Source organism: Curtobacterium salicis, from assembly GCF_011759505.1.
GTDB classification, from domain to species: domain Bacteria; phylum Actinomycetota; class Actinomycetes; order Actinomycetales; family Microbacteriaceae; genus Curtobacterium; species Curtobacterium salicis.
Map to the genome: position 1 here is coordinate 214,267 of NZ_JAAOYO010000003.1, position 25,786 is coordinate 240,052.

At 72.6% G+C, this 25,786-nt stretch carries 25 protein-coding genes; 9 read left to right on the forward strand and 16 right to left on the reverse strand.

The features are described from left to right. Nucleotides 1-32: 32 nt before the first annotated feature. The 4 genes from E9228_RS09495 to tsaB form a co-directional block, all read right to left on the reverse strand. The gene (locus E9228_RS09495; protein WP_166780347.1) at nt 33-842 is read right to left on the reverse strand and encodes a DUF4190 domain-containing protein; all 810 of its coding nucleotides are present in this window, start codon (nt 840-842) and stop codon (nt 33-35) included. 150 nt (nt 843-992) lie between these two features. Continuing rightward, on the reverse strand, nt 993-2,048 hold the full coding sequence (tsaD, locus tag E9228_RS09500; RefSeq protein ID WP_166780348.1) for a tRNA (adenosine(37)-N6)-threonylcarbamoyltransferase complex transferase subunit TsaD: 1,056 nt from the start codon (nt 2,046-2,048) through the stop codon (nt 993-995). Beyond that, complete coding sequence (gene rimI, locus E9228_RS09505; RefSeq protein WP_341849854.1) at nt 2,035-2,601, reverse strand: ribosomal protein S18-alanine N-acetyltransferase; 567 nt, start codon at nt 2,599-2,601, stop codon at nt 2,035-2,037. Before rimI ends, tsaD begins: the two co-directional genes overlap by 14 nt. Next, entirely contained in the window at nt 2,598-3,218 is a 621-nt protein-coding gene (gene tsaB, locus E9228_RS09510) for a tRNA (adenosine(37)-N6)-threonylcarbamoyltransferase complex dimerization subunit type 1 TsaB (RefSeq protein WP_166780349.1), read from the reverse strand. The genes rimI and tsaB overlap by 4 nt, the downstream gene beginning before the upstream one ends. A 45-nt stretch (nt 3,219-3,263) precedes the next feature. Between tsaB and E9228_RS09515 the strand changes: the two genes are divergently transcribed. From E9228_RS09515 to E9228_RS09530, 4 genes are all read left to right on the forward strand, one after another. Continuing rightward, entirely contained in the window at nt 3,264-3,872 is a 609-nt protein-coding gene (locus E9228_RS09515; protein WP_166780350.1) for a uridine kinase family protein, read from the forward strand. A gap of 257 nt (nt 3,873-4,129) precedes the next feature. Continuing rightward, complete coding sequence (locus tag E9228_RS09520; protein WP_166780351.1) at nt 4,130-4,717, forward strand: hypothetical protein; 588 nt, start codon at nt 4,130-4,132, stop codon at nt 4,715-4,717. 66 nt (nt 4,718-4,783) lie between these two features. Next, a complete protein-coding gene (locus tag E9228_RS09525; RefSeq protein WP_166780352.1) occupies nt 4,784-5,329 on the forward strand; it encodes a sigma-70 family RNA polymerase sigma factor in 546 nt (181 codons plus the stop codon). Continuing rightward, complete coding sequence (locus E9228_RS09530) at nt 5,322-6,380, forward strand: CU044_5270 family protein (protein ID WP_166780353.1); 1,059 nt, start codon at nt 5,322-5,324, stop codon at nt 6,378-6,380. The genes E9228_RS09525 and E9228_RS09530 overlap by 8 nt, the downstream gene beginning before the upstream one ends. Nucleotides 6,381-6,481: 101 nt before the next feature. Here E9228_RS09530 and E9228_RS09535 read toward each other — a convergent pair whose 3' ends face one another. Beyond that, a complete protein-coding gene (locus tag E9228_RS09535) occupies nt 6,482-9,100 on the reverse strand; it encodes a polynucleotide kinase-phosphatase (protein WP_166780354.1) in 2,619 nt (872 codons plus the stop codon). Continuing rightward, nucleotides 9,097-10,563, reverse strand: a complete 1,467-nt coding sequence (locus E9228_RS09540) for a 3' terminal RNA ribose 2'-O-methyltransferase Hen1 (protein ID WP_166780355.1) — start codon at nt 10,561-10,563, stop codon at nt 9,097-9,099. Before E9228_RS09540 ends, E9228_RS09535 begins: the two co-directional genes overlap by 4 nt. Nucleotides 10,564-10,753: 190 nt before the next feature. Between E9228_RS09540 and E9228_RS09545 the strand changes: the two genes are divergently transcribed. The 3 genes from E9228_RS09545 to E9228_RS09555 all read left to right on the forward strand — a co-directional run bounded on the left by E9228_RS09545 (nt 10,754) and on the right by E9228_RS09555 (nt 12,254). Then, a complete protein-coding gene (locus E9228_RS09545; RefSeq protein ID WP_166780356.1) occupies nt 10,754-11,362 on the forward strand; it encodes a hypothetical protein in 609 nt (202 codons plus the stop codon). Nucleotides 11,363-11,493: 131 nt separating this feature from the next. Next, nucleotides 11,494-12,093, forward strand: coding sequence for a dihydrofolate reductase family protein (locus E9228_RS09550; protein WP_166780357.1), 600 nt, complete (start codon nt 11,494-11,496; stop codon nt 12,091-12,093). Beyond that, entirely contained in the window at nt 12,090-12,254 is a 165-nt protein-coding gene (locus tag E9228_RS09555) for a hypothetical protein (RefSeq protein WP_166780358.1), read from the forward strand. The genes E9228_RS09550 and E9228_RS09555 overlap by 4 nt, the downstream gene beginning before the upstream one ends. Before the next feature lie 312 nt (nt 12,255-12,566). On the opposite strand, the gene tsaE is transcribed toward E9228_RS09555, so the two are convergent. From tsaE to glmS, 5 genes are read right to left on the reverse strand one after another with little or no spacing between them, the layout of a single operon-like run. After that, nucleotides 12,567-13,019 carry a tRNA (adenosine(37)-N6)-threonylcarbamoyltransferase complex ATPase subunit type 1 TsaE gene (gene tsaE / locus E9228_RS09560; RefSeq protein ID WP_166780818.1) on the reverse strand — a complete coding sequence of 151 codons (453 nt, stop codon included), beginning with the start codon at nt 13,017-13,019 and terminating at the stop codon, nt 12,567-12,569. A gap of 38 nt (nt 13,020-13,057) precedes the next feature. Then, entirely contained in the window at nt 13,058-14,221 is a 1,164-nt protein-coding gene (gene alr / locus E9228_RS09565; RefSeq protein WP_166780359.1) for an alanine racemase, read from the reverse strand. Then, entirely contained in the window at nt 14,218-15,321 is a 1,104-nt protein-coding gene (gene alr, locus E9228_RS09570) for an alanine racemase (RefSeq protein WP_166780360.1), read from the reverse strand. The genes alr (E9228_RS09565) and alr (E9228_RS09570) overlap by 4 nt, the downstream gene beginning before the upstream one ends. Then, nucleotides 15,318-15,716, reverse strand: a complete 399-nt coding sequence (locus E9228_RS09575; protein WP_166780361.1) for a holo-ACP synthase — start codon at nt 15,714-15,716, stop codon at nt 15,318-15,320. The genes alr (E9228_RS09570) and E9228_RS09575 overlap by 4 nt, the downstream gene beginning before the upstream one ends. A 7-nt stretch (nt 15,717-15,723) precedes the next feature. Next, the gene (glmS, locus tag E9228_RS09580; RefSeq protein ID WP_166780362.1) at nt 15,724-17,571 is read right to left on the reverse strand and encodes a glutamine--fructose-6-phosphate transaminase (isomerizing); all 1,848 of its coding nucleotides are present in this window, start codon (nt 17,569-17,571) and stop codon (nt 15,724-15,726) included. 70 nt (nt 17,572-17,641) lie between these two features. Between glmS and E9228_RS09585 the strand changes: the two genes are divergently transcribed. Then, nucleotides 17,642-18,127: a glutathione peroxidase gene (locus tag E9228_RS09585; protein WP_111073912.1), complete on the forward strand. Its 486-nt coding sequence runs from the start codon at nt 17,642-17,644 to the stop codon at nt 18,125-18,127. Between the two features lie 95 nt (nt 18,128-18,222). Then, nucleotides 18,223-19,167 (forward strand): type I pantothenate kinase, encoded by a 945-nt coding sequence (gene coaA / locus E9228_RS09590; RefSeq protein ID WP_166780363.1) that lies wholly within the window; start codon nt 18,223-18,225, stop codon nt 19,165-19,167. Nucleotides 19,168-19,318: 151 nt separating this feature from the next. Here coaA and glmM read toward each other — a convergent pair whose 3' ends face one another. The 5 genes from glmM to E9228_RS09615 form a co-directional block, all read right to left on the reverse strand. Next, entirely contained in the window at nt 19,319-20,692 is a 1,374-nt protein-coding gene (glmM, locus tag E9228_RS09595) for a phosphoglucosamine mutase (RefSeq protein WP_166780364.1), read from the reverse strand. A 22-nt stretch (nt 20,693-20,714) separates the two neighbouring features. Beyond that, a complete protein-coding gene (gene rpsI / locus E9228_RS09600) occupies nt 20,715-21,200 on the reverse strand; it encodes a 30S ribosomal protein S9 (protein ID WP_111073915.1) in 486 nt (161 codons plus the stop codon). A gap of 38 nt (nt 21,201-21,238) precedes the next feature. Continuing rightward, nucleotides 21,239-21,685, reverse strand: coding sequence for a 50S ribosomal protein L13 (rplM, locus tag E9228_RS09605; RefSeq protein ID WP_111073916.1), 447 nt, complete (start codon nt 21,683-21,685; stop codon nt 21,239-21,241). A gap of 325 nt (nt 21,686-22,010) precedes the next feature. Further along, a complete protein-coding gene (locus tag E9228_RS09610) occupies nt 22,011-24,884 on the reverse strand; it encodes an ExeM/NucH family extracellular endonuclease (RefSeq protein WP_166780365.1) in 2,874 nt (957 codons plus the stop codon). Between the two features lie 150 nt (nt 24,885-25,034). Further along, the gene (locus E9228_RS09615; RefSeq protein ID WP_166780366.1) at nt 25,035-25,781 is read right to left on the reverse strand and encodes an MBL fold metallo-hydrolase; all 747 of its coding nucleotides are present in this window, start codon (nt 25,779-25,781) and stop codon (nt 25,035-25,037) included. Between the last annotated feature and the right edge of the window lie 5 nt (nt 25,782-25,786).

Consider the following 25,786-nt stretch of genomic DNA (forward strand, 5'->3'; position numbering starts at 1 on the left):
CGGGTCTCGACCGACGGGTCTCGATCTCCAGGTCAGGCGACGAGGGCGCCGGTGCCGCCGCCCGAGCCGTCCCATCCGGAGCTGCCCGAGCCGGGAGCGGCCGCGAGGAGCGCGATGACCGCGATGGCGATCAGGATGTAGAGCCCGGTCAGGACCCAGCCGCCGATGATCCCGGCGAGCGCCAGCCCGCGGCCCTGCTCCCCGGTCTGCTTGATGCGTCCGAGCGCGAGGTGACCCATGACCGCACCGGCCGGGCTGGTGAGGATGATGATCGGCCAGATGAAGACGCCGCCGAGAGCGAAGACGATCGACAGGATCGCGAGCGTGCTCGTCTTCTGGGCGCCGGAGGGGTTCCGAGGGCTCGCGCCGTAGGGGTCGTACGCGGAGGGCTGGCCGTACTGCGGGGCGCCGTACGGGTTCTGCTGCGCGGACGGCGCCTGCCCGTACGGGGTCTGCGCGTACGGGTTCTGCGCGGAGGGGTTCTGCGCGTACGGGTTCTGTTGGCCGTACTGGCCCGGCTGGCCGGCACCGTACTGGCCCGGCTTCCCGGACTGCGCCGGCTGCTGCCAGGTGCCGTTCTGCTGCGGGTACGGGGTCTGCTGACCGTACGGGGCCTGCTGGCCGTACGGGGTCTGCTGCGCCCGACCCGCCTGCCCGGAACCGGCCCCGTACCCGGAGGCCGCGCCGGACCCACTGCGGTCACCCGCGGGGTCGGTCACGCCCTGCGCCGCCGAGCCCTGGCCGGAGCTCGCGAAGGGGTCTCGCGCGACGGGGCCCTGGCCGCCCGCCGGCGCCTGGCCTGCCGTCTCGTCCGGCTTCGATCGGTCGTTCAGATCGGACACGTCGCACCCTTCCCGACGGCCGTTCGACCGCCGTCGCCGATCCTCCCACACGGACACCTGAGCGGTTCAGGAGACCCGAGCGGGCCAGGAGACCCGAGCAGTCCAGGAGGCCGTGCGGACCAGGAGACCGGCGCGGTCTCGACGGCTGGCTCAGACCTGGACGGTCGTCACCGGCAGGGTGGAGTCCGCCGCGATGCCGAGGTCGCTCGGCGCGTGCCCCTCGGCGACGAGTCGCGCCCCGACTGCCGCGATCATCGCCCCGTTGTCCGTGCACAGGTCGAACGGCGGGATCCGCAGGGCGACCCCGGCGGCGGCGCAGCGTTCCTCGGCGACCTGTCGCAGTCGGGCGTTCGCGACCACCCCACCGCCCAGGAGCAGCCGGTCGACACCGGTGTCCCGGCAGGCGTTGAGTGCCTTGGTGAGGAGGACGTCGACCACGGCCTCTCGGAAGCTCGCGGCGACGTCGGCGACCGGGACCTCGCGGCCCTCGTTGCGGCAGCGTTCGACCCAGCGGGCGACGGCGGTCTTCAGCCCGGAGAACGAGAAGTCGTACCGGTGCGCCGCCATGTCCTTCGGCAGCGTCAGCCCGCGCGGGAACCGGATCGCGGTGGGGTCGCCGTCAGCCGCGGCCCGATCGATCTGGGGCCCGCCGGGGTACGGCAGGCCGAGGAGCCGCGCGACCTTGTCGAACGCCTCGCCCGCAGCGTCGTCGATGGTCTCGCCGAGCAGCTCGACGTCCCCGACCAGGTCCCGCACGAGGAGCAGTGACGTGTGACCACCCGAGACCAGCAGGGCGACGGTCGGCAGGTCGATCTCGGACCCGTCCGGCCGCAGGACGTCCGCGCCGACGTGGCCGACCAGGTGGTTGACGCCGTACAGCGGCTTGCCGGCCGCCACGGCGAGCGCCTTCGCCGCGCCGACGCCGACCATGAGCGCGCCGGCGAGCCCGGGGCCGGCGGTGACGGCGACGGCGTCGAGTTCGTCGAGCGTGACGCCGGCCTGCTCGAGTGCCTGCTGCAGGGTCGGGGTCATCGCTTCGAGGTGCGCACGCGCGGCGACCTCGGGGACGACGCCGCCGTAGCGGGCGTGCTCGTCCATGCTCGAGGCGATGACGTTCGCCAACAGGGTGGTGCCGCGGACGATGCCGACGCCGGTCTCGTCGCAGCTCGTCTCGATGCCGAGCACCAGGGGTTCAGTCGCGCTCATCGAGGGCCTCCTGTCCGATCGGGCCGGGACCGACGCCCCGACCTGCGCCCGGGGCGGTCCGGTCTGCCGGGTCGAGCGCTGCCCGCATCACCCACGCGTCGACCCCGTCGGGCTGGTAGTAGCGCGGCCGGGTGGCGATGTGCGCGAACCCGAACCCGGCGTACATGGTCTGGGCGACGGGGTTGTCGGCGCGGACCTCGAGGAAGACCTCGTGCGCGCCACGGCGGCGGGCTTCGTCGAGGAGCTCGGTGAAGAGCACCCGGCCGAGGCCGCTCCCCCGCTGCTCGGCGGCGACGGCGATCGTCTGCACGTCGGCGACCGGGTTGCCCGGCAGCGACGAGAGTCCCGCGTACCCGACGACCGTGGGCGCGGCGTCCTCGCCGGTGGTCTCGATGACGACGTAGTAGCCGTAGGGCGAGTGCAGTTCCTCCGACATCTGCGACGCCGACCACGCGTCGGTGGGGAACGAGGCGCGCTCCAGCCACATGACGTCGTCGAGGTCCGCCGGGTGCGCCCGACGCAGGCGCAGGCCGTCCGGCAGGGCGAGCGTCACCGGTCCACCCGCTTCGGTGCGCCGGGCACCGTCACGTCGGGCTCCCGCAGGTACACCGGCGTGTCCGCGGCCAGGGGCGTGCCGGAGGCGAGCCGGTCCGCGGCGAGCACCCCGAGCCTCCCGGCCGGGATGGTGACCGCCGTCAGCCGGGGCCAGTCGACGATGTCGGGACGGGAGGCGCGCAGCACGTCGTCCAGGTCCGCCGGCCGGGCGAGACCCGGGCCGGCGACGCGGACGCCGTCGGCGTCGTAGGCGCTCCAGGCGACCTCCCGCCGCCGGGCGTCGGTGAGGACGACGAGGGGGCCCTGCTCGCCGGTGGCCACGGCGTCGTGGCTGACGAGCGGGAGGAACGGGACACCGCGGGCGGCGGCGAAGGTGCGGGCGGCGGCGATGCCGACACGGAGGCCGGTGAAGGGTCCGGGGCCCATGCCGGCGACGACGCCCGTGACGTCGGCGGGCGTGATGCCGGTCGCGCGCAGGACCTCGGCGAGGAACGGGCCGATCACCTCGGCGTGACGGCGGGTGTCCTCGGTCTCGCGCTCGGCGAGGACCCGGCGGGTCGACGGGTCGACGACGGCGACCGAGGTCCCGGCGGAGGTGTCGATCGCGAGCAGCACCCGTCCATCGTAGGCGCGGACCAGCGCCCGCCCTACGCTGACGGGATGGACCGCGATGCCCTGCTCGAGCACGTCCGGACGCTCCGCAGATCAGCACGGTCGCCGCTCGTCGTCGGGGTGTCCGGCCACTGCGGGTCAGGCAAGTCGACCCTTGCCCGTGCGCTCGTCGACGCGCTGCCCGGGGCGGTCCGGATCCGGGGTGACGACTTCCTCGACCCGACCCGTTCGCACCGGCGGTCGACGGACTGGGACGGGGTCGAACGCCTGCGGCTCGCTGCCGAGGTCCTCGAACCCCACCGCGCCGGTCGTGCGAGCACGTTCCGCCGGTTCGACTGGTCTGCCCGCGCGCTCGGGGCGCCGGAGCCGTTGCCGACCACCGACCTGCTCGTCGTCGACCTGATCGGGCTCTTCCATCCGGAGGTCCGGGGGCTCCTGGACGTGGCGGTCTGGTGCGACGTCGACCTCGACGAGGCGGCTCGGCGTGGGATCGCTCGTGACCGCGAACTCGGACGGTCGCACGAGGACCTGTGGCGCGACGTCTGGATCCCGAACGACCGCGACTTCGCCGAGCGTTTCGCCCCACGGGAGTCCGCAGACATCCGGTACCGCTCGCGGGTTCGACGGCCGGACGTCCGCACGCCCGGAGACGGGTGAAGCCGCCGTGTCCCGAGGGACTACGACGGCTTCCAGAACCCGAGCAGCCTTTCGACTGCGGGACTATGCATCAATAGTAGCGTGCCTGGGTGATCCCGCCTCCGACGTACGACGAACAGCGAGCTCTGATCGCGAGTCTCGCACCCGCTCGCCTGCGACGCTTCCGTGCCGCAGTCGGTGGTGCAGACCGCGCAGCCGTCGAGCTGGCCCTCGTCGACGCGTCGCTGGCCTCGCACTTCCATGCAGTCCTCCGACTCGTGGAGGTCGCGCTGCGCGAGCACCTGCACCGGTCTCTCGCAGCGAAGTTCGGACCTCGCTGGTTCGAGAACCAGCGGGATGCGTTCGATGAAGACCTCCTCGGGCAGGTAGAGACGGCGATCGCACGCGTCGGCGTCGGTGCGCAACCAGGTCAGGTCGTCGCGCAACTCATGCTGGGGACCTGGGTGGCGGTGTCGGGTCGCGGTGGCCGGAAATCCGACGGAACGAAAGCGTCCTACTCCGAGTCCTTCTGGGAACCAGCTCTCGGCGTTGCGTTCCCGGGCCGGACCCGCCGCGAAGTCCACCGCCTCGCGCTCCGTCTCAATTGGGCGCGGAACCGCATCAACCACTGCGAGCCGATCGTCTTCGGGTTCCCCCAACCGGGCGTCGGATCGGAGGGACGTCAGCTGCGGCGGTCACCGGCCCTGATCCTCGAGGATGCCAGAACGCTCACCACCGCCGTCAGTCCTGAGCTCGGTCGGTGGGTGCGCCGCTGGGATGCTGTGGACACGCTCCTCGAGGACGAGCGCGCGCAGGCTGCACTCGACCACATCGCGACGGATCGGCACGTGACGCTCGAACGCTGACCGGCACACTCGGGCCGTCCGGGGACGAAGATGGAACTCCCCCACCCCGATCGGGCAACACCAATCGTGCCCAGCAACCATCCCCCACCAGACGCCGCCGCCGAGCTCGGTCGCCAGTTCGACCTGCACGGCCGCCGCATCCTGCGCTACCTCGTTCGCCGCACCGACCTGCAGAGCGCCGAGGACATCCTCAGTGAGACGTTCGTCACCGCCCTGGTGCGGTGGCACTCGTTCGACCCCGAGCGGCAGGAGCCGTTGCCGTGGCTGTTCGGCATCGCGACGAACCTGCTCAGCCGACACTGGCGCTCGCAGCGGCGGACGCTCCGGGCGATGTCCCGTTCCGCGACACCCGAGTACGTCGAGGACGAGACCGGCGACCGGCTCGACGTGCAGCGTGCCGTGCAGGTGGTGGTCCGGGAGCTCGACCGGATGCGCCCCGCCGTCCGGGACACCGTGCTGCTCTACGCCTGGGCCGAGCTCACCTACGAGCAGATCGCGGCGGCGACCGGCGTTCCCGTCGGGACCGTCCGCTCCCGACTGAACCGCGCCCGCTCGGCCCTCCGCGCCGTGCCGGGCGCCACCGACCCACTGAACGGACCCCTCCATGTCTGACGACGACCTCTCCACCCTCCGTCTGCTGCGGCGGGACGACGTGCCGCCCGAGGTGCTCGACGCGGCGCTCGACCGTGCGCGCGTCCGGTTCGACGCCGCAGCGCACGCCGCGACCGCCCCACGGACGTCAGGCGCGGGTCCGGCCCGCACCGTCCCTCCCGTCCGTCGGTTCCGTCCCGTCGTGATCGCCGGCGCCGCGGTCGTGGTGGCCGGCGGGCTCGTCGCGTCCGGCATCGGGATCACGCACTGGTCGTCACCCGCGCCGGCTGCGGCGGCCACGTTGCGCGAGGCGGCCCGTGCCGCCGCGGACGACCGGGCCCCCGTCGGCGCCTTCACGAAGGTGGTCGAGACCGAGCGGGCGCTCGGGTACGCGTCCTCGGACGGGCAGCACTACGACGAGGGCTACCTGGCGCCGACGACGAGCACCACGTGGGTGCCCGCCGACGTGTCCGGTACCTGGGTCCGCGAGACGTGGTCGGGTCCGGCGACCACCTTCTACGGCGGAGCGGCCGCGCGGAAGGCGGCGGCGGACGACTACGCGACCGAGGCGCACCGCGACGACCCACGGTGGGAACGCGCGGCGGGCGGGGACTTCACGGTCGGCGAACTCGGCGGGGTGCAGCCGGGGACGCTCACGGTGGCCGACCTCCCGGACCTGCCGCGCGAGCCGGCAGCCCTGGTCCGACGGATCGAGGACGCACCCCGGGCCGTCGACACGACGGACGCCGAGCACGTGTTCGACACGGTGCAGCAGCTGCTCCGGACCGGCCTGGTGCCCGCGGACCTCCGCGCCACGATGTACCAGGCGCTGGCGACCCTGCCGGGCATCGTCGTCACCGAGGAGCAGGCGTCCCTCGACGGCCGGGTCGGGACGGCGATCGGGCTGCCGGCACGCACCGGCGGGGAACGCCAGGACGTCATCATCGACCGGACGTCCGGCGCCTACCTCGGCGAGCGGACCGTGCAGACGCAGCGGAACGGCAGCATCCCGGCCGGGGCGCTGATCGACTCGGTGGCCGTGCGGGTCACCCCGGTGGACGACCGGCCCTGACACGGCGGTCGGACGGCCAGCGTGGTTCGCGCTGAGCGACAGTGCTCGGGCCGCCGGCCACGAGGGCTGTCGCTCAGCGCGAACCTCAGTCCGCGCACCGCTCACAACCGCGGGTCGACCGCCTCGGACTCCATCGCCAGCACCCCGAACACGGCCTGGTGCACGCGCCACAGCGGTTCGCCCTCGACGAAGCGCTCGAGCGACTCCAGCCCGAGGGCGTACTCGCGGAGTGCCATCGACCGCTTGTGGCCGAGGTCCCGGTCCTTCAGGCGCGCCAGGTTGCCGGGCTCGGTGTACTCCGGCCCGTAGATGATCCGCAGGTACTCCCGGCCGCGGACCTTCACGCCCGGCTGCACGAGTCCCTTCGGTCCCCGGGTCAGGTTCGACTCGGGCTTGACGACGGCCCCCTCGCCCCCGGCGCCGGTCAGGTCCTGCCACCACTCGACCCCGGCAGCACGGCTCGCCTCGTCCCGCACGTCGACGAGCAGTGACCGGGTCGGCCGCACCACGTCGGGTTCGGCGGCAGCCAGCCGGTCGGCGACCGCCATGTGCCAGCCGTGCGGCCGGTCGGCGAACGTCCGCCCCCGGGCGGCCAGGACCTGGAACGGCGCGAACCGCACGTCGTCGAGGCCGGTGGCGCGGTCGGCGTACCTGCGGTAGGACTCGGTGTACGCGGCCGCGTCGGCTGCCCGCTGCTCGGTCCGGGCCAGCAGGTCGGTGACGTCGACGCCGGCGTCACGGGCTGCGGCGAGCGCGGCCAGGGCGTCCGGGAACGCCCCGCCGGCAGCGGCACCGACCTCGGCGTACCAGTCGCGGATCATGCCCTCGGCCTTGACCGCCCACGGCAACACCTCGCCGTCGAGCAGCAGCCAGTCGGTGTCGAGCTCGTCCCAGAGCCCGGCAGCGTCCACCGCGGCGTCGAGGCGGCCGAGGACGGTCCGGGTGTCGACGGCGCCGAAGAACGCCCGGCCGGTGCGGGTCGTCACGACGCCGTTCCAGTCGGCCGGCGCACCGAAGCGGTCCGGGTCGCGGGCGAGCAGCACCGTGCCGCGGGACCCCATGTGCTTCTCCTCCATCCGCACGTGCTCGACGCCCTGGCCCCGGTAGTACGCGAACGCCTCGTCCGGGTGCTCCAGGTGGTCGGGGTGCGCCGAGGTCGCGACCGGGCTCATCGTCGGCGGCAGGTACGGCAGCCAGCGCGGATCGACGGCGAAGCGGCTCATCACCTCGAGGGCACCTGCGGCGTTCTCGGCACGGATGCCGATGCGGCCGTGGTGCCGGGTCTCGACGATCTGCTTGCCGGTGACGTCCTCGATCGGGAGCAGCCCGGGGACGCGACGTGGTGCGGCGGGGCCGGCCACGGGCCTCCCGGCCGGACTGGAGGCACGCCCGACGTCCGCAGTGTCGCCGTCCGTCGTCGACGTGCCCGGTCCGCGCAGCGGCTCGAGTGGCTTGGCGGCTGCGTAGTGGACCCGCTCGGCGGGGACCTGGACGACCTCGCGCTCCGGGTAGCGGAGCGCGGAGAGCTTGCCGCCGAACACGCACCCGGTGTCGAGGCACATCGTGCCGTTGATCCACTCGGTGTCGACCGTCGGCGTGTGGCCGTAGAGGACCGTCGCCTTCCCGCGGTACGCGTCCGCCCACGGCAGCCGGACGGGCAGGCCGTACTCGTCGCTCTCGCCCGTGGTGTCACCGTAGAGCGCGAAGGACCGCACCCGACCGGAGGCCCGGCCCTGGTACTGCTCCTTGAGCCCCGCGTGCGCGACGACGAGCCGGCCGTCGTCGAGGACCAGGTGGCCGACCAGGGCGCGGCAGAACTCGCGGACCTCGTCGCGGAAGGCGTCCGGCTCGGCGGCGAGCTGGGCGAGGGTCTCGGCGAGCCCGTGCGACGTCTGCACCTTGCGGCCGTCGAGCGCGCGGACGAGCTTGTCCTCGTGGTTGCCCGGGACGGCGAGGGCGTGGCCGTTCCGCACCATCCCCATCACGAGCCGCAGGACACCCGGCGAGTCCGGGCCACGGTCGACCAGGTCGCCGAGGAACAGCGCCTGACGGTCCTCGGGGTGCACGGCGTCGACCGGACGGCCGAGGTCGTCGCGGACCAGCGCCCAGCCGAGTCGGCCGAGGAGCGTCTCGAGCTCGGATCGGCAGCCGTGCACGTCCCCGATGACGTCGAAGGGCCCGTGCTCGCCGGTCCGGTCGTTGAGCAGGGGTTCGCGGACGATCGTGGCGGCGGCGATCTCGTCCACGCCGTGCAGCACGTGGACGCGGCGGAAGCCCTCCTTGCCCAGGGCCTTGAGCCCGCGGCGGAGTTGCCCCTGCTGGCGTCGGATGACCTCGGGCCCGAAGTCGCGGCCGGTGCGGCCGGCGTTCCGGGCGACGCAGACCGACTCGGGCACGTCGAGGACGATCGCGACCGGCAGGACGTCGTGCTCGCGGGCCAGCTGCACGAAGTCGCGACGGGCCTCGGCCTGCACGTTCGTCGCGTCGACGACGGTGAGCAGTCCGGCGCGCAGACGCTGGGCGGCGACGTGCTTCAGGGCCTCGAAGGCGGCGGGCGTCGCGGCCTGGTCGTCCTCGTCGTTCGAGACGAGGCCCCGGAAGAAGTCGCTCGACAGGGTCTCGAAGCGGCCGAAGTGCTGCGCGGCGAACGTGGACTTGCCGGAACCGCTCGTACCGACGAGCAGCACCAGGGACATGGTGGGGACGGTCAGGGCGGTCATGCGGCGGTGCCTCCGGTCGTCGGGCTGGCGGTCGTGTGGCGGCGGAACAGGGCGAGCTGGGTCGGTGGGCCGACCTCGGGGTCGTCGTCACCGACGGGCCGGTGCTCGACCGTGTAGCCGTGCCGGTCCCCGACGGCCTGCGCCCACGTGCGGAACTCGTCGCGGGTCCACTCGAACCGGTGGTCCGGGTGCCGGAACCTCCCGGCCGCCAACGAGGCGAAGCGGACGTTGTGCTCGGCGTTCGGGGTGGTCACGACGACGGCCGCGGGCCGAGCGGCCTGGAACACCGAGGCCTCGAGTGCCGGCAGCCGCTCGGGGTCGACGTGCTCGACGACCTCCATGAGGACCGCCGCGTCGAGGCCGGCGATCCGGTCGTCGGAGTACGTCACCGAGGACTGCAGGAGCCGCACGCGGGCCCGCTGCTCGTCGCTGACGTCGTCGAGCCGGAGCCGCCGCTCGGCCCGTGCGAGTTCGCGGGGTGCGACGTCCGTGCCGATGATCGTGGTGAACGAGCGGTCCGCGAACAGGTGTCGCAGGAGGGCGCCCTCACCGCAACCGACGTCGGCGACGGTGTGCGCCTGCACGTCGGCGAGCGCCGTCAGGACGGCCTCGGCGCGGCGGCGGTACAAGGGCGTCTCGGACGGAGCCGTCGTGCCGTCGTCGTCCGCCGGTGCCTCGTCGACCGCCGTGTCCACGGCACCGCCGTCCCCGGCGGCGCCGTCGAGCCCGAGCAGCCGAGAGGTCGCGTCGTCCACGAGGGACCGCTGGTGCGCGAGCGACCGGGTCGTGATGAGCTCCCGGAGCGGGTGCGCGGCCAGCCAGCCCTCGCCGCGGCGGAGCAGCATGCCGACCTCGTCGTCACCGACCCAGTAGTGCTTGGCGTCGTCGAGCACCGGCAGCAGCACGGTCAGCTGGCGGAGCGCGTCGGCGAGCCGGACCCGTCCGCGCAGCCGCAGCCCGACGGTGGCGGCGTCGCCCCACTCCGGTCGGGTGTCGTCGAGCGGTCGACGGGTCTCCTCGACGTCCCAGCCGAGCGGCGCGAAGAGCCGGGTGGCCAGACCGATGCCGTGCTCGTCGACCTCGCTCGGCACACTGGTCAGGGCGAGCTCGAGGTCGAGTGCCTCCGCCGCACGCTCCGGCCGTGAGGCACTGCGCCCGCCCATCGCACTGCGGAACACCTGTCCGATCGCGAGCGCGAGCATCGAGGTCGACGCGTACGGCCGGTCGTTGACGTACCGGGACAGCGCCTGCGCGTCGGCGCCGTACCGCTTGCTGCGGGCGAGGGCGATCGCGTCGACCTCGAGCAGCAGCGCGGCGGTGCACGTGTCCGGGGTGTCCGCGGGGTAGAAGACGTGCGCCGTGCCGACGCTCAGGTCGAACGACTGCGCGCGTCCGGGGTGCTTGTGCAGCAGGTGGGAGAGGTCCGGGGCAGCGTCGCCGCGGGTGGTGATGGTCACGAGCATGCGCGTGGCCTCCGATCGTCGTCGTCCGGCACCGCTGCCGGCCGGCTGGTCCGAGGCCGGAGAGCGAGCCTAGTACGACGGCATGGCGCACAGGGAACGTCAGCAGACTGGGACGTCGACCGTCCCGCCGACCCCGGCACCGGTCCCCGCCACAGGAGACCCGACACGGGTCCCGGACAGGAGGCCCGTGATGGTCGTCTACGACAGCCGCCCGACCCGACGTGCCCGGCAGGTCGTCGCCGACGTGATCGTCCTGGTCGGCATCGTCCTGGCGGTGGTCGTCGGCCGTGACGCCGCCGGCTCGATCGCCCGGCTCGCCACCATCGGCACCCGCGTGCAGTCCGAGGGGACGGCGTTCCAGCAGCAGTTGTCCGCCACCGCGCGGGCGCTGTCGCAGATCCCGCTCGCCGGGGACGCCGTCAGCAGCCCGCTCCGGAAGGCCAGCGAGCACGCCGGCGCCGTCGCGGCCGCCGGCGCCCAGCAGCACGACACCGCCCTGCACCTGGCGCACCTGGTCGGCGGTGGCCTGACCGTCGTCGTCATCGCCCTCCTGCTGCTGGTGTGGGTCCGCACCCGTGGCCGCTTCGTCCGGGTCGCGAGCGCCACCAGCCGCGTCGACCGGTCGCCGGACGGCGCGGAACTGCTCGCTCTCCGGGCGCTCGTCCGCCGGGACGCCGTCGTCGCCCTCGGCCCCGGCGTCGTGGACCGGTGGCGTGGGCGCGACCCGCAGACGGTGGCGGCGCTGGCCGACCTCGAACGGCGCAGCTGCGGCCTCCGGACCCGGGCGGGCCGCGACTGAGTGCGCGGCTGCACCTGCGGCTGGGCGCGCAGCACACGACTCGGCCGCTCGTGGCCGAACCGTCACCGCCGGGTCCTTGTCGGCCCCACTCCCCCGGCGGTACCGTCGAGCACCCGACGAAGGAGTCCCTGGTGCCCGCACGGTTCGTGTACTGGATGAACGTGTCGCTCGACCTGCTCATCGAGCACGCCAGCGACGACCACAGCGGTCTCGACGGCCCGGACTGGCTGCACATCGACGAGACGCTGCACCGTGAGTTCAACGACCGCGCACGAGCCATGTCGATGTTCGTCGAGGGTCGTGTGGTCCGCGACATGATGGACCCGTTCTGGCCCGACGCCCGGCACGACGAGTCCCTGCCGGCGTGGCTCCGCGAGTTCGGCGAGGTGTGGACCGACATCCCGAAGGTCCTGGTGTCCCGGACGCGCACCAGCGCCGATCACCACACGCGCGTGATCGGCGGCGACGACGCGATCGAACAGCTCGCCACCCTCCGTCAGCAGGCCGAGGGGGACATCGCGGTCGGCGGTGCGACCCTCGCCACGCAGTTGCTCACGGCCGGGCTGCTCGACGAACTGCTGCTCTACACACACCCGGCCGTGCTCGGCACCGGACGCCCGCTCTTCGACCAGCCGGTCGCGGTTCCCCTGTTGCTCGACCTGCTCGAACAACGCGCGTTCCACAACGGGGTCACGCTCACCCGCTACGCGATCCGGGGAGCGACCGCATGAGGACGGTGTGGGCCGCAGCATCGTGTGCGCTCGAGAACGTGCCCTGCGACGACGGCGGCGGCAGCAGCATGGACGCGACCGGACTGTTCGTCACCGTCGTGCTCGTCGTGGCGGCCATCGTGCTGTTCGGCGTGCTCCTGCTCGGACGCTCCCGCCGCTGACGTCCGCGCCGGCTCCGGAGCCGTCCTGCCCTCGGCTGCGGTCCCGCGCTGGCCTCTGGAGGTCGAGGGCGCCTGTCTCGAGTTCGGGTCACGCGACAGACGCCCTCACGCTACGACGCCGTCGGGTACGACGGTGGTGCACGACGAGGTCCGGCCCGGTGAAGGGGGACGGGCGCCCGCGGCTAGGGACCGCGGTGTAGCGCGGGCGACGCTACGCGTTCCGGTCTCGATACCCAAGCGTTCCGAGATCATCGTCCGATCTCCGCGGGAACCGGACGCCAGGCGCGCCCGTCCCCGCGAGGTCGACGTCGGTCAGAGCGTCGCGTGCTGCCATCGCGGGCCGGTCCCGGTGACGACGACCCGGCGCGGCTCGTCCGGGACGTCGTCCGGATCGAGGTCGTCGTCGACGTCGCTGCCACCGGTCGGGCGGGTGATCTCGACGTCCAGGACACTGTCGCTGACCCCGTCGACCATGCCCCGGCCCCACTCGACGACGACGATCGATCCGTCCCAGTCGAGGTCCAGGTCGTCGAGCTCGACCGGGTCGGACAGGCGGTAGGCGTCGACGTGCACGAGGTCCGGGCCGGCCGTGGTCGGGTGCGTGCGTGCGAGCACGAAGGTGGGGCTCGACACCTGCCCGCGGGCACCGAGCGCCGTGCCGAGGCCGCGCGTCATCGTGGTCTTGCCGGCGCCGAGCGGTCCGGTGAGGACGACGAGGTCCCCGGCCCGGAGCACCGCGGCGATCCGGGCACCGAGCGCACCCATCTCGTCGGTCGTGGCGACGGTGGTGTCGAGCAGGACGGTCACGACCGTTCGCCCCGCAGGTACTCCCCCACGCGGCCCTCACCGGAGTGCCCTTCGTGCACCCGCTGGACCCGGCTGCCGATCCGGCAGACGATCTCCTCGCCGATGGTGTCGAGCGCACGGCCCCACTCGAGGACCGTGGACTCGCCGTCCTCCCCGGTGCCGAACAACGTCACGGTGTCCCCGACCCGGACGTCGTCGTCACCGACGTCGACCAGGAACTGGTCCATCGCGACGCGGCCGGCGATCGGGTAGCGCCGGTCGTTGATCGCGACCTCGATGCGTCCCTGCGCTGCCCGCGGCACACCGTCTGCGTAGCCGACGGGCACGAGCGCCAGGGTCGTCTCGGCGTCGGTCCGGTACGTGTAGTCGTAGGAGACGCCGGTCCCGACCGGGACACGCTTCGTCTTCGCCACGGACGCCGTCAGGGTCATCACGGGCGTCAGGCCGAGGTCGGCGGCGGACACTCCGTCGGCGCCGGGGATGCCGAACAGGTTCGCGCCCATCCGGACCATGTCCTTGCGGAACTCCTTGCGCTCCAGGCCGGCGAGCGATGCGGCGACGTGCTCCCACCGGATGTCGAGGCCCAGGTCCTCGGCCCGCTCGACCATGGCGTCGAAGTGGGCCACGGCAGCGGAGTCGTCGGCGTCCGAGGTCTCGGCCAGGTGCGTGTACGCGGCGACGACCTCGATGCGGCCGTCGCGCTGGGCGTCCCGCGCCAGTTCGACGAGCGCGGTCCAGTCCTCGGCCGTCGCGCCGTCGCGGTGCAGCCCGCTGTCGACGCCCAGGTGCACCCGTGCCGCACGCTGGTCCACCGCGTCGACGATGCGGTGCAGCTCGGCGACGTTCGAGACGCCGAGGTCCACGGCGGAGTCGATCGCGTCGCGGAAGTCCAGGCCCGGGTCGTGCTGCCAGGTGAACAGGTGGACTTCCTCGCCGACACCGATGGCGCGCAGTCGCAACGCCGCCGGCACCGTCAGCACGCCGATCCAGCGGATCCCCGCGTCGACGGCGGTCAGGGCGATCGGTTCGAGGCCGTGCCCGTAGGCGTCGGCCTTCATGATCGCCATCACCTCGACGGGGTCCATCCACGACCGGACCAGCTCGAGGTTGGCACGGTAGGCGTCCAGGTCGATGACCGCCCGGCGGAGTCCGGTGCTCACGTCGTCCTCCGTTCCACGCTGCGGCCGACGCGTGCGACCACCTCGTAGTTGATGGTGCCGATCGCGTCGGCCCATTCCTCGACCGCGGGGTCCCCGTTCGCCGGGTCGCCCCAGAGCACGACCTCGTCGCCGATCACGACGTCCGCGTCCCCGATGTCGATGTGCATCGCGTTCATGGCCACCCGCCCGACGACCGGGAACCGCCGGTCCCCGATCCGGACCGAGACGTGGTTGCCGAACGCGCGGTCGAACCCGTCGGCGTAGCCGAGCCCGATCACCGCGAGCCGGGTGTCCTGCTCGGCACGCCAGGTGTACCCGTACGAGACACCGTCCCCGGCCGGCACCGCGACCGTGCGCAGCACCGCGGCCGTCACGCGCATCGCCGGCCGCAACCCGAGGTCCGCCGACGTCCGGTCCGCGAACGGGCTGAGTCCGTACAGCGCCAGGCCGACCCGGGCCAGGTCGCGTCGGGTCTCCGGCAGTGCCAGGCTGCCCGCGCTCGCCGCCAGGTGCACGACGTCCGGGCGGATGCCGACCGCCGCCAGGCCGTCGATCGCCCGCTGCAGTGCGGCGTCCTGGTCGAGGTCGTCCGAGGGCGAGGCGTTCGACAGGTGCGACATCAGCCCCTCGATGCGCGTGCGGTCACCACCACGGGCGAGTGCCGCTGCCGTCGCGAACAGCTCGGGCCACTCGGACTCGACCGCACCGTTGCGGCTCAGCCCCGTGTCGACGACGAGGTGCACCTCGGGGACGTCCGCGTCGGCCGCGGTGGAGAGCTGTTCGACGCTCGACACCGCCGGCGTGACGCCGTACCGGGCCGCGCGACGGAAGTCCTCGTCCGGCGCGTGCAACCACGCCAGGATCCGGACACCCTCGTCGATGCCGGCCTCGCGGAGCGCCACGGCCTCGTCGAGGTCCGCGACCCCGAGCCAGTCCGCACCGGCGTCCACCAGTGCCCGGGCCACCTCGACGGCGCCGTGCCCGTACCCGTCGGCCTTCACCACCGCGATGACGCCGGACGGAGCCACCTGTTCCGCGACCGTGGCGTAGTTGGCGATCAACGCCTCCCGGTCGACGGTCACCCCCGTGAACGCGCTCACGCGATCGGTCCTTCCGTAGTGGGCCGGTCCCGGCCCTCGATGACGACGAACGCCGTCGCGATCCCGCCGTCGTGCGACAGCGAGAGGTGCACGTGCGTGACCCCGCGGTCGTCCGCGACCCGCTGCGCCCCCTCGTGCAGGGTGAGCGACGGGTTCCGCTGGTCGTCCGCGACGACCTCGAGCTCCCGCCAGCTCAGGCCGGCGCTCGACCCGAAGGCCTTGATCAGGGCCTCCTTCGCTGCGAACCGGGCGGCGAGCGACGCGATCGGGCGCGGCTCGCCGTCCCGCAGTTGCTCGGCGTCGGTGAACAGCCGCGACCGCATCGCGGGGGTCCGTGTCAGGACCCGCTCGAACCGTTCCAGGTCGACCACGTCGACGCCGATGCCGATGATCACGTCGCGACTACTCGACGGTGACCGACTTCGCGAGGTTGCGCGGCTGGTCCACGTCGAGGCCCTTGGCCGCGGCGAGCTCCATGCCGAACATGTGCAGCGGGGCCACGGCGAGCAGCGGCTCGAACAGCGGCGTCGCGAGCGGGATCCGCAGGACCTCGTCGGCGAACGGCAGCACGGCGGCGTCGCCCTCTTCCGCGATCGCGATCACCCGGGCACCGCGGGCGCGGATCTCCTGGATGTTCGAGACGACCTTCGGGTGCAGCGACCGGGCGTCCCGCGGCGACGGGACGATCACGAAGACGATCTGCCCGGGCTCGATGAGCGCGATCGGACCGTGCTTCAGCTCACCGGCGGCGAAGCCCTCGGCGTGGATGTACGCCAGCTCCTTGAGCTTGAGGGCGCCCTCGAGCGCGATCGGGTACCCGACGTGGCGGCCGAGGAACAGCACGCTGCGCGTGTCCGCCATCCACTTGGCGAGCTCGGCGACCCCCGAGGCGTCCTCGATGGTCTGCTGCAGTTTCTCCGGCAGTCCCTCGAGCTCGGCGACCTGTGCGGCGATCTGCTCGGCCGTCAGCGTGCCCCGGAGGGTGGCGAGGTGCAGCCCGAGCAGGTAGAGCGCGACGCCCTGCGCCAGGAACGCCTTCGTCGACGCGACCGCGACCTCGGGTCCGGCGTGCGTGTAGATCACCGCGTCGGACTCGCGCGGGATCGTCGCACCCTGCGTGTTGCAGATCGACAGGACCTGCGCGCCCTGCTCGCGGGCGTACTTGACGGCCATCAGCGTGTCCATGGTCTCGCCGGACTGGCTGATCGAGACGACCAGGGTGCGCTCGTCGAGCACGGGGTCGCGGTACCGGAACTCGTGGGCCAGCTCGACCTCGACGGGCACGCGGGCCCACTGCTCGATGGCGTACTTGCCGAGCATGCCGGCGTAGGCCGCGGTGCCGCAGGCGATGACGACCACACGGTCGACCTGCTGCAGGCGTTCCGCGATCGGGTCGAGGTCGGTCAGGGTGACCGCGCCCCCGTGCACGCGGCCGAGGACCGTGTTGCGGACCGCCTCGGGCTCCTCGCTGATCTCCTTCGCCATGAACGAGGACCAGCCGCCCTTGTCGGCGGCGGAGGCGTCCCAGTCCACCGCGAACTCGTTCGGCTCGGCCGGGGTGCCGTCGAAGTGGATGACGTCGACGCCGTCCGGGCGGATCGTGGCGATCTCGTCCTGGCCGATCGCCAGCGCGCGCTGCGTGTACGCCACGAACGCCGCGACGTCGGAGCCCATGAAGTTCTCGCCGTCGCCGAGACCGACCACGAGGGGCGAGTTGCGCCGGGCGCCGACGACGACACCGGGCTGGTCGGAGTGCACGACGAGGAGCGTGAACGCACCGTCGAGTCGGGCGACCGTGCGACGCATCGCCTCGGTCAGGTCGTGGGTGTCGCGGAACTCGCGGGCGACCAGGTGCGCAGCGACCTCGGAGTCGGTCTCGCTGTGGAACACGACGCCCTCGGCGAGCAGTTCGTCCTTCAGCGGGGCGAAGTTCTCGATGATGCCGTTGTGGATCAGCGCGAGCTTGCCGCCGTCCGCCAGGTGCGGGTGTGCGTTCTCGTCGGTCGGGCCGCCGTGCGTCGCCCACCGGGTGTGTCCGATGCCGGTGCCGCCGTCCGCGATGGGGTTCGCGTCGAGCTCGTCGACGAGCATCTGGAGCTTGCCGGCCTTCTTCGCCGAGGTCAGGTCCCCGGACGGGTCGACCACGGCGATGCCCGCCGAGTCGTAGCCGCGGTACTCGAGGCGACGGAGGCCACCGAGGAGGACGTCCGTGCTGCTGTTGCTGCCGACGTAGCCGACGATTCCACACATGGGATCGATCCTACGGGCAGCGCCGGGAGCACCCTGCGAACCGACCGGCGGGTGGGGATAGCCTCCGGTCATGGGACGCTTCGACGACATCGAGATCACCACCATCAAGGGTGAGACCACCACCTTCGGCAGCTTCGGCGACAAGGCGGTGCTCGTGGTGAACGTCGCCTCCCGCTGTGGCCTCGCTCCGCAGTACGAGCAGCTGGAGGAACTGCAGCGCACGTACGGGCCGCGGGGCTTCACGGTGCTCGGCTTCCCGAGCAACCAGTTCCTGCAGGAGCTCGGTTCGTCCGAGGCCATCGAGGAGTACTGCTCCACCACCTGGGGCGTCAGCTTCCCGATGTCCGAGAAGGTGAAGGTGAACGGCCGCTCGGCGCACCCGCTGTACCGCGAGCTCACCCAGGCTCCGGACGCCTCGGGCAAGGCCGGGCGCGTCATCTGGAACTTCGAGAAGTTCCTCGTCGCTCCCGACGGCACGGTCACGCGCTTCCGCCCGACGGTGAAGCCGGACGCACCGGAGGTCGTCGCCGCGATCGAGGCGGCGCTCCCCGCCTGATCGGCGGGTGCACCCGCTCGCTGACGGGAGGCCCGTCCACCGTCGGCGACGTCGCTGACCGGTGGCGCGCCTCCCGGCTGAGTACGCTCGACCCCATGCCGATCCCGGAGACGACCGTCGCGCACCCCACCCCCTTCGTGGAGATCCCCCGGGACGAGTGGTCGCAGCTCGCGCCGAAGGAGCACCTCTCGCTCACCGAGACCGAGATCGTGCAGTTGCGCGGACTCGGCGACCGGTTGGACATCACCGAGGTGCAGGACGTCTACCTGCCGCTGTCCCGCCTGCTGACGCTGTACGCGGCCGGGGCTCGGGACCTGCATGCGGCGACGAGCCGGTTCCTCGGTGAGCGGGCCCGGAGGACGCCGTTCGTGATCGGTGTCGCCGGGTCGGTGGCCGTCGGCAAGAGCACCGTCGCCCGTCTGCTCCGCGAGCTCACGAAGCGCTGGCCGGACACCCCGCGCGTCGAACTCGTGACGACGGACGGGTTCCTCTACCCGAACGCCGAGCTCGAGCGCCGCGGCATCATGGACCGGAAGGGCTTCCCGGAGTCCTACGACCGCCGCTCCCTGCTGCGCTTCGTCAGCCAGGTGAAGAGCGGCGCGACCGAGGTCCGGGCGCCGTACTACTCCCACCTGGTCTACGACATCGTCCCGGACGCCGAGATCGTCGTGCGGCAGCCGGACATCCTCATCGTCGAGGGGCTCAACGTCCTCGCGCCGCCGGTGCACGGGCGGCTCGCGCTCTCGGACCTGTTCGACTTCACGATCTACGTCGACGCGAAGACGAAGGACATCGAGTCCTGGTACGTCGACCGGTTCCTGGCGTTGCAGGAACAGGCGTTCTCGAGCCCGGACTCGTTCTTCCACCGGTTCGCCGCGCTCTCCCGTCCGGACGCGGTGGCGACGGCGACCCAGGTGTGGCGCGCGATCAACGAGCCGAACCTGCTCGAGAACGTCCTGCCGACGCGCTCGCGGGCGACCCTCGTGCTCAAGAAGGCCGCGGACCACAAGGTGACGAGCGTCCTGCTCCGCAAGATCTGACGGCGGGCCGCAGGACACCGGTGTTCGTCGGCCACACCGCGCCATGCGCGTGTGTGGAGGACGAACACCGGTGTTCCGCGAGCTGAGGGGGGCCCGGCGGGGCCGGGCCCCGCGGGCGGGGCCGACCCCGTGGGCGGGCCCCGCTGGCGGGCTAGGCCGCTTCGAGCGTCAGGCGCTCGCGGACGACGTCGGCGAGCTCCTCGGCGACGCGCTGGGCGTCCTCCTGCGATGCGGCCTCGACCATCACGCGGACGACCGGCTCGGTACCGGAGGGACGCAGCAGCACCCGACCGGTGTCACCGAGCGCGAGCGTGGCGGCGGCGATGGCGTCCTGCACGCCCTGGTCCTGCAGCCCGTGCCGGTCGACGCCCTTGACGTTGAGCAGCACCTGCGGGAACACGGTCATGCACGCGGCGAGCTCGCCGAGCGTCTTGCCGGTGCGCGCCATCTCCGCGACGAGGTGCAGGCCCGTCAGGACCCCGTCACCGGTGGTCGCGTAGTCGTTGAAGATGATGTGGCCGGACTGCTCGCCGCCGAGCGAGAACCCGCCCTCGGTCATCTTCTCGAGCACGTACCGGTCGCCGACGCCAGCCTCGATCACGGTGATGCCCGCGTCCGCCATCGCCCGCTTCAGGCCGAGGTTCGACATCACGGTCGCGACGAGGGTGTCGTCGACCAGTCGACCGCGTTCCTTGAGGGACAGCGCGAGGATCGCCATGATCTGGTCGCCGTCCACCGCGTTGCCGTCGGCGTCCACCGCCAGGCACCGGTCCGCGTCGCCGTCGTGGGCGATGCCGACGTCGGCTCCGGCCTCGAGGACCGCGCGGGCCAGGTTGTCGATGTGGGTCGAGCCGACACCGTCGTTGATGTTGATGCCGTTCGGGTCGGCACCGATGAGCGTGACCTTGGCGCCCGCGTTGACGAACACCTCGGGTGAGACCCCGGACGCCGCCCCGTTGGCGCAGTCGAGCACGACGTGGATGCCGTCGAGCCGGTGCGGCAGCGTGCCGAGCAGGTGCACGACGTAGCGGTCCTCAGCGTCGGCGAACCGTGTGATGCGGCCGACCTCGGCCCCGGTGGGGGTCGGCGCGGACTGGTCGTGCATGGCCGCTTCGATGCGGTCCTCGACCTCGTCCGGCAGCTTGCGACCGCCAGCGGCGAAGAACTTGATCCCGTTGTCCGGCGCGGGGTTGTGCGACGCGGAGATCATCACGCCGAAGTCGGCGTCGATGTCCGCGACGAGGTACGCCGCTGCGGGGGTGGGGATGACCCCGGCGTCGAGGACGTCGACGCCGGCAGAGGCGAGGCCGGCTGCCACTGCGGCACCCAGGAACTCGCCGGAGACGCGCGGGTCGCGCGCCAGCACGGCCTTGGGGCGCGTGCGACCGGACGCTCGTCGAGCGTCCGCATGGTGTCCGTGCGTGAGCACGGCCGCGCTCGCCTGGGCAAGACCCAGTGCGAGCGCGGCCGTCAACTCGCCGTTGGCGAGGCCACGAACGCCGTCGGTACCGAACAGACGCGGCATGCGATCTCCCGCCGTCAGGCGATCAGCGCTTCGAGAACTGCGACGCCTTGCGGGCCTTCTTGAGACCGGCCTTCTTGCGCTCGATGACGCGGGCGTCACGGGTGAGGAAGCCGGCCTTCTTGAGGGTCGCGCGGTTGTTCTCGCGGTCGATCTCGTTCAGGGTGCGGGCGATGGCGAGACGCAGCGCGCCGGCCTGACCCGAGGGGCCGCCACCCGTGATGCGGGCGGTGACGTCGTACGAGCCGAGGAGCTCGAGCACCTTGAACGGGTCGTTGATGAGCTGCTGGTGCAGCTTGTTCGGGAAGTAGTCCTCGAGCGTGCGGCCGTTCACGACGAACGTGCCGGAGCCGGGGACGAGACGGACGCGGGCGATGGCCTCCTTGCGGCGACCGACGGCACCGCCCGAGACGTTGAGGATCTGACGGGGAGCCGCCTCCGACGCGACGGGTGCGCTCTCGGTGGTGAAGGTCTCCGGGGTCTGGTCGATGGAGTCAGCGATCTGAGCCATGAGTGTTTTCTCGTTCCTGGAAGTCGTCGTGGCCGCTGTTACTGCGAGACCTGGTCGAAGGTGTACGGCTTGGGCTGCTGCGCCGCGTGGGGGTGCTCAGCGCCTGCGTAGACCTTGAGCTTCTTGAGCTGCTCGCGACCGAGGGTGTTCTTCGGCAGCATGCCGCGGATCGCCTTCTCGACGGCGCGGGTCGGGTGCTTCTCCAGCATCTCCGGGTAGCTGGTGGCCGTGAGGCCGCCCGGGTAACCGGAGTGACGGTAGTAGACCTTCTTGGCGAGCTTCGACCCGGTCAGGGCGACCTTGTCGGCGTTCACGATGATGACGTAGTCACCCATGTCCATGTGCTGGGCGAAGGTGGCCTTGTGCTTGCCGCGGAGGAGGGCGGCGACGTGCGAAGCGAGGCGGCCGAGCACGACGTCGGTCGCGTCGATGACGATCCAGTCGTGCTGGACGTCTGCCGGCTTCGGGGAGAACGTACGAGTCACAGGAGTGCTGCTTTCGTGTCGAGGTGAGGAGTCCGTGAATCCCACTCCGGTGGGCGTTCGCGCGGGCAGATGTCCGCTGAACGACCCGGTGGAGGGCCCATCTGACTGTCTGGCGCAACAGAGCGCGCAGACCAAGAGATGAGCCTAGCCGACGCCGATCCCCCGGGTCAACCAGGCGCAGCTCCCCCCGACGCCCCGGACGGGAGGCGCGGTGCGGGTCGGACCCGCACCTCGGCCCACGCAGGCCGGTTCCGGAGCGCCGCCAGCGGCGGTCCGGCCGTGCCCGGTGGAAGCCTCCCGTCCGGTGGTCGCGCTCAGTGCCCGGTCACTCGGCGCTGCCACCCGTCGTCCGGCGGCGACGGAGGGCGAGGAGTCCGCCACCGGCGGCCAGGAGGGCGAGCGCCGCCGCGAGGCCACCCCCGAGCTCGGCTCCGGTGAAGGCGAGGCCACCGCCACCCGTCGTGGGCGTGCCGGTCGTGCCACCCGCACCCGGGAGCAGGCCCGAGCCACCGGCACCGGCGATCGGCGTCGGGCTCGGCGTCGGCTCATCGGTCCCCGGGGTCGGAGCGGGTGTCGGGTCGGGTGTCGGAGCCGGCGTCGGGTCGGGCGTCGGAGCCGGGGTGGGTTCCGGAGTCGGGTCGCCCGGCACCTCGGCCTCGGCCAGGTCGAAGCCGACCAGGATCGGGTCATGGTCGCTCGCGCGGTACACGTCGTCCGTGTACAGGTCGGAGACGTTCACGTTGTACCGGCTGTACTCCAGACCCACCGACTCGGTCGAGTTGATGTTCCAGATGTCCACGCCCTGCACGCTCGCGAGTGCCGCCGGCGAGGCGAGCACGTGGTCGAGGGAGCCGCTCAGACCGCTGAACACGTAGGAGTACTCGGTACGGTCGCGGGCCGGTGCGAGGTCGGTGTAGCCGGCGTCACGGAGGACGACCATCGGGTCCTCCTCGCTGTAGGCGTTGAAGTCGCCGAGCATGAAGACCTTCTCGGTGCCGTACTGCGCCTGCATCGCGGTGGAGAAGGTCGCGAGGGCGCGAGCCTGCCGGACGCGGTCGGCGTTCGAAGCGCCCTGCCCGTCACCCTGGTCGGCGTTCTCCCCGGTGCCGGAGCCCTTCGACTTGAAGTGGTTCGCGATGACCAGGAACTCGTCGTCCGCGGTGCCGCCGACCGGACGGAACGCGTCCGCGACGGGCTGGCGGGCGTTCGTGAAGGCCGGATCGAGCAGGATCGTCGACTCGCCCGTGGGCGCGACGCGGTCCTTCTTGTAGATGAGCGCGAGGCGGATGACGTCCTCGCTCGCCGGCACCACCGACGGCGACGGCACGTACGCCCAGGTGTCGGTACCGGTCGCGGCGTTCAGGGCGGTCACGAGGGTGGCCACCGCGGCGTCGCGGTCGAGCCCGAAGCGGGCCGAGTTCTCGATCTCCTCGAGGGAGACCACGTCGGCGTCCAGACCGTTGATCGCCTTGACGATCTTCACCTGCTGGCGTGCCAGGTCCTCCTGCTCGGCGGCCCCACGGGCGTCGCAGCCGGAGTTCACCGTGATCGGGTCACCCGTGCGGTCCGTGTAGTAGGTGCAGCCGGTCAGCTGGTCGCCCGTGGTCGGGAAGTAGTTCAGGACGTTGAACCCGGCGAGCTTCAGGTCGCCGCCGACTGCGGCGGGCGTCGTGGTGCGGACGTCCGAGAACGACGCGGGCAGGTCGGCCGCCGCCGTCGCCCCGGTGATCGGAGTCGTCGGCTGGAACTTCCAGGCGTTGTTCCGGTAGTCCAGGACGACCGGTGCGGAGAAGGTCGCGGTGGCGCCGACGGTGACCGGGCCGGCGTTCGTCAGCCACGGCACCGGGATCGACCGGGCGGACTGGTCGGACCCGTCGCGCGGCAGGAAGTTCGTGCTCGCACCGTCGTCGAGCGTGACAGCGCGGGCGGCGTTGTCGGCGACGACCGCGGCGGCCTCGGCACTGCCCGGACGCGCGACCTCGGTCGGCTGCAGCAGGCGGCCGGAGCCCGTCGCCAGGACGATCTCGCCGTACTGGTTCGTCGTGTAGTTGTCGGCGACCGTGTAGTCGCCCTGCGGCGCGACGAGCATGCTCTCGAGCGCTTCACGCCGCGCGTCGGTCCGGGGGAAGGCCACGGCCGCGGGCAGCGGGGCGACGGCCGGGGTGGTGAGCTCCGTCAGCCCGGTGGTGCTGGCGACCGTCAGCTCGGTGAGCCCGTTGAACTCGGAGACCGCGCCGGTGACCTGGACGTGGTCGCCGATCGCGACCAGGCCGGCCGTCGCGGCGGAGTAGACGTACAGACCGTCGGAGGTGGTCCGCGTGGCGGGGTCGGTCGCGCCTCCCGTGCCCGGCGTCTGGATCGTGTACCCGTTGAGCCCGCCGGTGGCGTACACCGCGGTCACGACGCCGCTCGTGGTGACCGTCGCGCCGACGAGCGGCGAGGTGTCGGTCGTGCCCTGGATCTCGGGGATCGTCGCGGCGACGGCGGGCGTGGTCGGCGGGGTGGTGCCACCGCCACCGGGAGTCGGTGCGGTGCCACCTGCCACGGTCTCGCCGGCGGCGTTCCGCGGCGTGATCGTCCGCGACAGTGTGAAGTCCGCGAGGTTCGCGTCGGTGTCCGCCGTCCCCTGCCGGACGAGCGCGTCCGGGGTGCCGTTCGCGCCCGACGGGTTCGTGGCAGGAGCGGTCTCGGAGGTGTTCGAGGTGCCGTACCCGAGCAGGTCGACCACGCCGGGCGTGCCGGCCGTGACCGCACCGGCCGGCAGCGCGAGCGCCGTCGACTGGTCGGAGAGGACGAGCGTGCCGCTCGCACCGGACGCGTTCAGCGTCGAGACGACGTCCGGCGTGGGCAGCGCGGCGCCGACCGTCCCGTTCGAGGCACCCTGCACGAGGTACGTCCCGTTCGCCGGCACGGACCCGGTGAGCGGCACGACGGTGCTCGATGCTCCCGTGCTCGTCGCCGAGCGGTACTGCAGCGACCACCCGTTCACCGACACGGCGGTGCCGGTCGGGTTGCCGACCTCGATGAACCGGTTGGTGAACGGCTGGTTGGCACTGCCGCCCTTGAGGTACGCCTCGGAGATGACGAGTCCGGCGCCCGCAGGGTTCGCGGTCGCGGCGGTGACGGTGACGAGCGGTGCGGCGAGGAGGGTCGCGGCAGCCGTGGCGCACAGCAGGGTGCGTCCGACGGATCGTGGCATGGGGACCTTCGGTTCGGAGTCGGGCGGGGCTCCAGAACCGTACGGGCCTGCGGGGTCGCTCAGGTTACGACGAGGTGAAACCTCGCCCCCGGACGAGGGTCGACCGCCCGTTCCGCCGGTCCACCGCGGACCCACCGGGTCCGACGCCGCTCACGCCTGGATCGGCACCCACTCCGACCCCACCCGGTGCACCGCGGGCCCGTGCCCGGGCAGCACGATCGCGGGGTACGGCAGCACCCGCGCGGACTCCGCGGCGAGCGCCTGGTCGGCCGTGAAGAACGGCGTGATCAGCCGCGGTCGCGGTGCCCATGACGCGGGCTGCGTGTCGTGGTGCGTGACGACGGCGTCCCCGGTGACGATCGCGTCGGCGGCGGGCAGCAGGTACGCGGTGGAGCCGTCGGTGTGCCCGGGCGCGGGCAACGGCGTCATCGCTCGACCCTCGAAGTCGTGGGCCGTGAAGGCGCGGGCGCTCGGCACGGTCGTCGGGCGGAGCGCGTCCGAGGCGATCGCACGGCCGAGCCAGCGGAGCACACGGGGTGCGGCCAGACGTCCACCGATCTCGGCCGGCGTCACCTGCTGGCGCGACGGTCCACGGACGTTGTCGAGCTCGTCGGCGTGCGCCAGGACCTCGACGTGCGGGAAGCGCTCGAGGATGCCGGGCAGGCCCCCGACGTGGTCGACGTGTCCGTGCGTCACGTAGACGCGGCGGAGCTCGTCGAGGTCGTGTCCGGCGAGCAGCACGCTGTCGAGCACCAGGTCGGTGTCGGCCGGGTAGCCCGCGTCGATGAGGGCGACGCCGTCCTCCTCCGCCAGGACGACCCAGTTCGACACCGGCCCCTCGACGAAGACCACACCGGGTGCGACGGAGACGACGGAGCGCGGAGCACGAGGAGCCATCCCCC